General features: G+C 70.2%; 10 protein-coding genes. 5 read left to right on the top strand and 5 right to left on the bottom strand.

The features are described 5' to 3' along the window. On the top strand, positions 1-215 hold a 215-nt coding region (locus tag MXD95_RS11705), incomplete at its 5' end, for a zinc ribbon domain-containing protein (RefSeq protein WP_250640610.1). A gap of 19 nt (positions 216-234) precedes the next feature. On the opposite strand, the gene MXD95_RS11700 is transcribed toward MXD95_RS11705, so the two are convergent. Together MXD95_RS11700 and MXD95_RS11695 are read right to left on the bottom strand one after the other, a co-directional pair. Further along, the gene (locus MXD95_RS11700; protein ID WP_250640609.1) at positions 235-870 is read right to left on the bottom strand and encodes a dihydrofolate reductase family protein; all 636 of its coding nucleotides are present in this window, start codon (positions 868-870) and stop codon (positions 235-237) included. A gap of 232 nt (positions 871-1,102) precedes the next feature. Beyond that, complete coding sequence (locus MXD95_RS11695) at positions 1,103-1,618, bottom strand: hypothetical protein (RefSeq protein WP_250640608.1); 516 nt, start codon at positions 1,616-1,618, stop codon at positions 1,103-1,105. Positions 1,619-1,885: 267 nt separating this feature from the next. Here MXD95_RS11695 and cynS point away from each other — a divergent pair, with 267 nt between their 5' ends. Continuing rightward, entirely contained in the window at positions 1,886-2,329 is a 444-nt protein-coding gene (cynS, locus tag MXD95_RS11690) for a cyanase (RefSeq protein ID WP_250640607.1), read from the top strand. 45 nt (positions 2,330-2,374) lie between these two features. Here cynS and MXD95_RS11685 read toward each other — a convergent pair whose 3' ends face one another. After that, the gene (locus MXD95_RS11685) at positions 2,375-2,749 is read right to left on the bottom strand and encodes a hypothetical protein (RefSeq protein ID WP_250640606.1); all 375 of its coding nucleotides are present in this window, start codon (positions 2,747-2,749) and stop codon (positions 2,375-2,377) included. Between the two features lie 197 nt (positions 2,750-2,946). Next, positions 2,947-3,420: a MarR family winged helix-turn-helix transcriptional regulator gene (locus MXD95_RS11680; RefSeq protein ID WP_250640605.1), complete on the bottom strand. Its 474-nt coding sequence runs from the start codon at positions 3,418-3,420 to the stop codon at positions 2,947-2,949. An 87-nt stretch (positions 3,421-3,507) separates the two neighbouring features. On the opposite strand from MXD95_RS11680, the gene MXD95_RS11675 reads away from it, so the two are divergent. After that, the gene (locus MXD95_RS11675) at positions 3,508-4,596 is read left to right on the top strand and encodes an epoxide hydrolase family protein (protein WP_250640604.1); all 1,089 of its coding nucleotides are present in this window, start codon (positions 3,508-3,510) and stop codon (positions 4,594-4,596) included. 95 nt (positions 4,597-4,691) lie between these two features. Here MXD95_RS11675 and MXD95_RS11670 read toward each other — a convergent pair whose 3' ends face one another. After that, the gene (locus tag MXD95_RS11670; protein WP_250640603.1) at positions 4,692-5,291 is read right to left on the bottom strand and encodes a TetR/AcrR family transcriptional regulator; all 600 of its coding nucleotides are present in this window, start codon (positions 5,289-5,291) and stop codon (positions 4,692-4,694) included. 136 nt (positions 5,292-5,427) lie between these two features. Between MXD95_RS11670 and MXD95_RS11665 the strand changes: the two genes are divergently transcribed. Both MXD95_RS11665 and MXD95_RS11660 read left to right on the top strand, forming a co-directional pair. Beyond that, a complete protein-coding gene (locus tag MXD95_RS11665) occupies positions 5,428-6,462 on the top strand; it encodes an aldo/keto reductase (protein ID WP_250640602.1) in 1,035 nt (344 codons plus the stop codon). A 572-nt stretch (positions 6,463-7,034) separates the two neighbouring features. Further along, on the top strand, positions 7,035-7,400 hold the full coding sequence (locus tag MXD95_RS11660; RefSeq protein WP_308301480.1) for a zinc-binding dehydrogenase: 366 nt from the start codon (positions 7,035-7,037) through the stop codon (positions 7,398-7,400). The last annotated feature ends 18 nt before the right edge of the window (positions 7,401-7,418 follow it).

The raw sequence follows: 7,418 nt of genomic DNA, 5'->3' as shown, positions 1-7,418 counted from the left end.
AGCGTTGCTCGGCCTGCGGGCAGGTAGCGCCCGGGAACCGCGAGAGCCAAGCGGTATTCCGGTGCGTCGCCTGCGGGCATACGGCCAACGCCGACATCAACGCGGCATTGAACATCGCGGCCGGACGGGCCGTGACCGCGCGGGGAGGCGCCGGGTTGCCGGTGCCCGTGAACCGCGAACCTCAACATTCCCCACCTCCTCTGGTAGGTGTGTAGGAGTTGGAATCCCCCGCGTTCACGCAGGGGAGGACGTCAATCCACGCGGGCTGGTGACGGCCTCGACGATGAATCGTCGCTCGAGGCTCTCGAGGCCGTCCCACAGCCGCACCCCACGGCCAAGAACGATCGGAACGACGACGACGTGCAGGTGGTCGATGAGGTCGGCCGCGAGGAACTCGCGCACGGTCGTCGGCCCGCCGCCGATCCGGACATCCTTGCCGCCGGCCGCCTCGCGGGCCTGACGCAGTGCCTCCCCGGGCTCGGCGTCAAGGAAGTGGAACGTGGTTCCGCCTGCCATTTCGATCGTCGGCCGCGGGTGATGGGTCAGCACGAACACCGGCGTGTGAAACGGCGGATTGTCTCCCCACCAGCCCTTCCACTCATGGTCTGCCCATGGGCCCCGCTGCGGGCCGAACTTCCCTCGTCCCATGATCTCGGCACCGATCTCCGGTTCCCAGGCCCGCGCGACAGCATCGTCGACACCGGCCTCCCCGCCGGACTCACCATGGATGGAGCGGAAGGTCCTGGTCTGGAAGAACCATTCGTGCAGCCGGCCCTCGGCATGGCCGAACGGCCGCTCGAAGCTCTGGCCCTCGCCGGTGGCGAAACCGTCCAGCGACAGGGAGAAGTTGTGCACCCGAACCCGCGACACGCCTCACGACCTGCGTCGACGTCCGGCATCGGCCCGACAGTCGCCGGCGATTTTAGCCGCGGCCGGGTGCGGGTCGGCCGGCCCCGCGTCGATCCACGCCGTCCCGACCGCCGAATACCGGCTGTTTGTCGCCGTCGGCGGTATCGGCCACGATGGCCGAGCGTCGTGTGGGTTTCCGAGCGCGGGAGGTGACCGGCAGGGTGGCGGATGATGAATGGCCCGGTGCGTCCGGTCAGATCGCCGGCAGCTTGACCGAGCCGTCGATGACCTCGCCGGTACCCCGGTCGACCGCGTGCACGCTCATGATCTGGTCGATGCCCTGGTCCGGGGCCTTGCTCATCGCCCGCAGACCGGTGGCGGTCGCCGTGACGTCGACATGGTCGAAGAACACGATGCCGTTGTCCGCGAAGGTCACTGTCCAGACATGCCCGGCTGGAGTGTCGATCTCGAACTCCTCGCCGGCGACCGGCCCGGGGCCGTCGTCGTCGTGCTGCGACTTCAGCGTCCAGTGGCTGCCGAGGGAGCCGACGCCCTCGGTCTTCACCGCCGGGCCACCGGGCCGGCCGCTGCCGCCGCCACCACCGCTGCCGCCGTCTCCGCCGCCATGGCCGCCCGAGGCGAGCGCCGCCGGCGCCGATAGGAGACTGACGCCCATGGCCACGGTGGCGGCGAGCACCGTGATCGAGGCCTTTCGCGTGCGTCCGGTCCGCGTACGGCTGGTCCCCACCCGCAGGGTCTTCGCTCGCATGTCCATCTCCGCTCTGCTCCAGGCCCGGGCGGCCGTCTGGCCCTCGGGCTTTTCGGGGGGAGATAGCGAAGCCGGTTACGGACACCCGGGCTGGCCGGGTACGCAGGAGTAACCCGGCGGCACCACCAGTCGGGATGGAGCCCGACGGTCCCGGCCGTGGTGGGCCTTGAGCCGGGCGGTCGTGAGATGTGGGTGAACGGCCGCCCGTGACCTCGGGCTTTGCGTACTGTGGGCGGGATTCCATCGCCCCTGGCCGGGAGGCAGCGCGTGCACCGTGCGGAACTGACCGAGCTGATCGTCGCGAACCGGCGCCGCAAGAAGCTGAGCTGGGCTGAGATCGCCGCGGTGGTCGGGCGCAGCAAGGAGTCGGTCACCGCCGGGTGCCTCGGGCAGATGTCGTTCGACGAGAGCGAGGCCGACATCCTCGTCGAGTTGCTCGAGCTCCCGGCGGAGGCGGCCGGCCTGCTCACCGACCCGCCGTACCGTGGCTCGCTGCCGACGGACGTTCCCATCGACCCGCTGATCTACCGGTTCTACGAGCTGGTCTCCGTGTACGGAACAACGTTCAAGGAGCTTATTCAGGAGGAGTTCGGCGACGGCATCATGAGCGCCATCGACTTCCGGATGAACCTCGAACGCGAGCCCGACCCGGCCGGCGACCGGGTGCACATCACGATGAGCGGCAAGTTTCTGCCCTATCGCCGGTACTGACCGCCACACTCGGGGCCGCTCAGCCTTCGGTCGTGCCGCCGGAATTTACCAGATCGGCGTGAATGAGGTTGAACAGGTGCCCTGCCGAGCGCCGCTCGTCACTGTGACCGTGACGATGACCTGAAATCCCGGCGTCGCATGGCTGATGTTCCACTTCAGGTAGCGGTGACCACGGACGTCGGTGGTTCCGGACTTCCTGGTGTTCGTCGTCCGGTAGTGGGCGACGCCGGTGACGCTGGCGGAGGGCGCGGTCTCGACGTAGACCGGTTCGATCTGGTTCAGGCCCGGATGCGCGACTGTCGCGGTGGCTCGGCACGGAATCGTCGTCGCGGCCTGGGCTGTGCCGGCGGGCACGAGCAGCGTGCCGACCAGGACGACGAGTGCGGCGGCGACAGTTCCGAACGCGGCTTTGATTCTCACGATGATCCCCCGTGTATAACGAACATCAGCACGCGGAGCGTATCGGTCACATCACGTAGCGCCGATGTTGTGGGAGCTCGTTGTCGGAATGCTGTGCCACTAAGTCACGGATCTTCGGATGCGCTGGGATGTCGACCTGGCTGGGACTTGTCAACGAAGTCCCACCAGCCCCGATGCTCCCGTCGGCATGCGCGTGGTCACCGGGCCGAGTGGTGCTCGTCCAGGCGTTGTAGGAGGCGGACCAGCTCCCCGCGTTCGGCAGCGGACAGGGGGGTGAGCAGCTCGTCCTGGGCCTGGTCGACCAGATGGTCGAGCACGCCCAGCCGAGCCTGGCCGGCTTCGGTCAAGGTGACGATGTTGCGCCGCCGATCGGCCGGGTCCGGTACGCGCCGAGCGTGCCCGGTCTCGGTCAGCTCGCCCAGCACGGCCACCATGTCGCTGCGGTGGATGCCGGTGCGGTCGCTGAGCGCGGCCTGGCTCGCCGGACCGCCATCGCGGAGCGTGACCAGTGTCGCGTACTGCCAGCGGGTCGCCCCCGCTGCGGCGAGGTGTGCGTTCGAGATCCGGTCCGCGTGCCCGGCGCTGCGGCCGAGTAGCCGGGAAGCCAGGGACCGCAGGCGAGGCGGTACGGCGGCGGGATCGGCCCGCGCGTGGCGGTCGCGCTCCGGCATGAGCCGCAGTCTAGAGCCAACCCGGACTTGCGTTGGTACGACCAACGGTTTTAACGTTAGTCATCCAAACGTTAGGGGGACTAACGAATGAGCATCACGCCCTTCCGGATCGCCGTACCCCAGGCCGAGCTCGACGATCTGCACGCCCGCCTCGACCGCACCCGCTGGCCCGACGAACTACCAGGCGTCGGCGACACGTTCGGTGTGCCGCTGGCCCGGGTCCGCGAGCTCGCCGAGCACTGGCGCCACCGCTATGACTGGCGAGCGGCCGAGGCCGAGCTGAACAGCCACCCCCAGTTCGTCACGGAGATCGATGGTCAGCGGATCCACTTCCTGCACCTGCGCAGTCCACGCCCGGATGCCCTTGCGCTCGTGCTCACCCACGGCTGGCCGGGCTCGATCGTGGAGTTCCTCGACGTGCTCGGGCCGCTGTCGGCCGACTTCCATCTGGTCGTGCCGTCCCTGCCGGGCTGGGGTTTCTCCGGCCCGACCCGCGAGCGGGGCTGGGATGTCGACCGGGTGGCCCGGGCCTTCGCCGAGCTCATGCGCCGCCTGGGCTACCGCCGCTACGGCGCACACGGCGGCGACTGGGGCGCGGCGGTCTCCCGGGCGCTGTCGGCACACGACGCCGAGCACGTCGTCGCGATCCACCTCAACTACCTGCCGACACCACCCCAGCCCGGCGACCCCGACCGGACGGCACTGAGCACCGAGGACGCGGGCCGCCTCGACCAGATCGAGGCCTACCTGCACAGCCAACCGGCTGTCCGGATGCTGAACGCGACCCGGCCGCAGACCGTGGCGTACGGGCTCACCGACTCACCCGTCGGACTGCTCGCCTGGCTGCTGGACCCGATGACGATGTGGGCCGCCGCCGACTTCCCCATCAGCGTCGATCGGGTGCTCACGAACGTGACCTTGTTCTGGCTGACCGGGACCGGTGGCACGGCCTCCCGCCTGCACCGCGAGTCCGGCGGCCCGGGGAGGTGGCCGACTGTCCAGCCGGTCGGCGTGCTTGTCCTGCCCGAGGACATCACCCGCGCGATCCGGCCCTACGCCGAGCGGCGGCTACCGATCGCCCGCTGGACGGAGGCCGAGCGCGGTGGCCATTTCCCCGGGCTCGAGGTGCCGGAGCTGCTCGCCGCCGACATCCGGGCCTTCTTCATCGACCGGTGACCGCCTTCATCGATCGGTGACCGAGTTCTGCGCGTCCATCGCGGGTCGTCCATCGCGTCCATCGCGATCCGCTCCGTGGAACGAGGGACGCCTGGTCAGCGTATGTAAACTCCGGCGGCTGCGGCGACGGCCGCTGCTCTGGCGGCCTGGGCCGCCGCGGCCGCGTCGGGGGGCTCGCCGACAGTCAGCAGGCGGTAGTACAGCGGCGCGGACACGGCGCGGATTACCTCCTGCGGACTGGTGCCGGCGGGCACCTCCCCCCGGTCCATCGCCCGGGACACGCAGGGGGCCCACTCAGCGATCCGGGCGTCGTAGAAGCCGCGCAGTTCCCGAGCCGTGCGCTCGTCCGCGGTGGCGGCGGCGATCAGCGCGGCGAACAGCGCTCCCTGGCGCGGGTCGCACAGGGTGCGCCGGACGAGGTCGGCGTTGGCCGTGAGATCGCCGAGCAGGGAACCGGTGTCGGATCGCGGCGCGGAGTGCTCGGCCATCTCGGCCAGCATGTCGGCCATGAGAACGGCGACCGTCCCCCAGCGCCGATAGACCGTCGTCTTGCCCACCCCGGCCTGGCGGGCCACGTCGGCCAGATCCAGTGCGCCGAGGCCGCGTTCGACCAGGGCGTCCCCAGCCGCCCGCAGCACGCTCGCCCGCACCCGCGCGGTACGCCCGCCTGGCCGCACGGTCCCGCCTGGCCGCATGGTCCCGCCCTGCCGGCTGGCTCCGGAAGCGGCTTCGTCGTCCAATGTAACGGTTCTCCAGTTCTGTTAGGCGCGGTACGCGTGGTACCTTGAGACCCCAAGGTAACGGAACTAGAGTACTGTTAAGAGGGTGATGGTGGAGTATCGACGACTGGGCGCCTCCGGGCTGCAGGTCCCGGCGCTGAGCTTTGGAACCGGCACCTTCGGCGGCCGTGGCCCGCTGTTCGGGGCGTGGGGCGGCAGCGATGTCGACGAGGCGCGGCGTCTGGTCGACATCTGCCTGGACGCGGGCGTCACCATGTTCGACTCCGCGGATGTCTACTCCGACGGTGTCGCCGAGGAGGTGCTTGGCGCCGCCATCCGAGGGCGACGGGACCGGGTGCTGCTGTCCACCAAGGCGGGCCTGCCCACCGGCGACGGGCCGAACGATGCCGGCTCGTCCCGCTCGCGGTTGCTCGCCGGCTGCGACGCGGCCCTGCGCCGTCTCGGCACCGACTACATCGACCTGTTCCAGCTGCACGCATTCGACGCGCGCACCCCGGTCCAGGAGGTGCTGTCCACCCTGGACGAGCTGGTCCGCAGCGGTCGGATCCGCTACGTCGGCGTGTCCAACTTCGCGGGCTGGCAGCTGATGAAGTCCCTCGGCGTCGCCGAGAAGCATGGCTACCCACGGTATGTGGCGCACCAGGTCTACTACTCGCTCGTCGGCCGGGACTACGAATGGGAGCTGATGCCGCTTGGGCTCGACCAGGGCGTCGGCGCGGTCGTCTGGAGTCCGCTGGGCTGGGGCCGCCTGACCGGCCGGGTGCGGCGAGGCCAGCCGTTGCCCGCGAACAGCCGCCTGCCCGCCACGTCCGATCTCGGACCGCCCGTGGACGACGAGTACCTTTTCGCCGTCGTCGACGTTCTGGACGAGATCGCCGCGGAAACCGGCAAGGCCGTGCCGCAGATCGCGCTGAACTGGCTGCTGGCGCGGCCCACCGTCGCGTCCGTCATCATCGGCGCGCGCGACGAGACGCAACTGCGGCAGAACCTCGGCGCGGTCGGCTGGTCGCTGACCCCGGACCAGCTCCGGCGCCTTGACGCGGCCAGTGCCCGCACCGCCCCCTATCCGTATTTCCCGTACCGGCGCCAGGAGGGTTTCGCCCGGCTCAACCCGTCGCCGGTCTAACACACCGCATTCCGAACACGCCGCCGTTCGGCGGTGCGACCCCGTGTGGATGCGCCAGCACCGCCCCTGCGCGGCCCGGTCTTTGCTCGGGCCCAGGGCCGCCAGTCACCACCCCGTCATCTGGCGCCCTCCCGCTCAGTGAGCGGGAGGACAACGGCGGGACGGCGGTAGCCACCCTCCGCGGTGATGCCGGGCCCTGCCTGCCCGCAGGCCGGACGGCGACCGCGTCCACCCCTCGACCGTGAGGCCTGGCGCCAGCCGTGGCCTGTCTCACATTCAGCGTCAGATGAGACGCGAATCACCCGCGGCGCGCCAGGCCATGCAACGGGTGAGCCACCTTCGTGGTCAGCCGATACAACCGTCGCCAACAGGCACGCATCTTTACTGGCGGTGAGCCTGACTTCGAGTCATTGTAGAAATGAAGGTGGTGGAGGGGTGCCTGCCGGTAAGTACCTGCGGCCTGCCGGTAAGTACCTGCGGCGCCTGGCGACGGCGTCCGCCCTGTCTGCAGCTTGTGGACGCGAAGGAGTACGGGCGGCACCTGGTCACAACGGCGTGATCGCTCCTCCACGGTGGAAGTGGCAGCGTTGCCGGTCCGCTGTTCCTGCCGGTGCGGCCGGTGCGGCGGCGACCGCCTCTGGCCGAGAGACAGGCTACGCGCCAGGTCGCTGTTGCGCCCCGGTGGAATGCTGGTGACCGCAGTCGACCGGACGAACGTCGAGCTGGCGGCGAGGACTCGCGCGACCGGGCGGCGCTTCGCGGGCATCGCCGTCGACCCCGACGCGGGCGCCCTGCGCCAGCTCGTCGAGCTGGTCGAACAGGGCCGGTTGCGGATTCACGTCGGGGCGACGTTCCCCTTCGAGCGGATCGCCGAGGCGCACCGGCAGCTCGAGTCCGGCCACACCCAGGGCAAAATCGTCCTCACCGTCGGACAGTGACGAGGGCCTGCCTACGGT

It is taken from the genome of Frankia sp. AiPa1, assembly GCF_023243075.1.
GTDB lineage: Bacteria > Actinomycetota > Actinomycetes > Frankiales > Frankiaceae > Frankia.
The sequence above is the reverse complement of the archived record's forward strand: the minus strand, read 5'-3'. Positions and strand labels throughout refer to the sequence as shown.

Bases quoted from the DNA above. Each gene is read 5' to 3' on its own strand.
- MXD95_RS11675 (WP_250640604.1), top strand. From the start codon at position 3,508: ATGAGCATCACGCCCTTCCGGATCGCCGTACCCCAGGCCGAGCTCGAC.
- MXD95_RS11695 (WP_250640608.1), bottom strand. From the start codon at position 1,618: ATGCGAGCGAAGACCCTGCGGGTGGGGACCAGCCGTACGCGGACCGGA.
- MXD95_RS11670 (WP_250640603.1), bottom strand. From the start codon at position 5,291: ATGCGGCCAGGCGGGACCGTGCGGCCAGGCGGGCGTACCGCGCGGGTG.
- MXD95_RS11680 (WP_250640605.1), bottom strand. From the start codon at position 3,420: ATGCCGGAGCGCGACCGCCACGCGCGGGCCGATCCCGCCGCCGTACCG.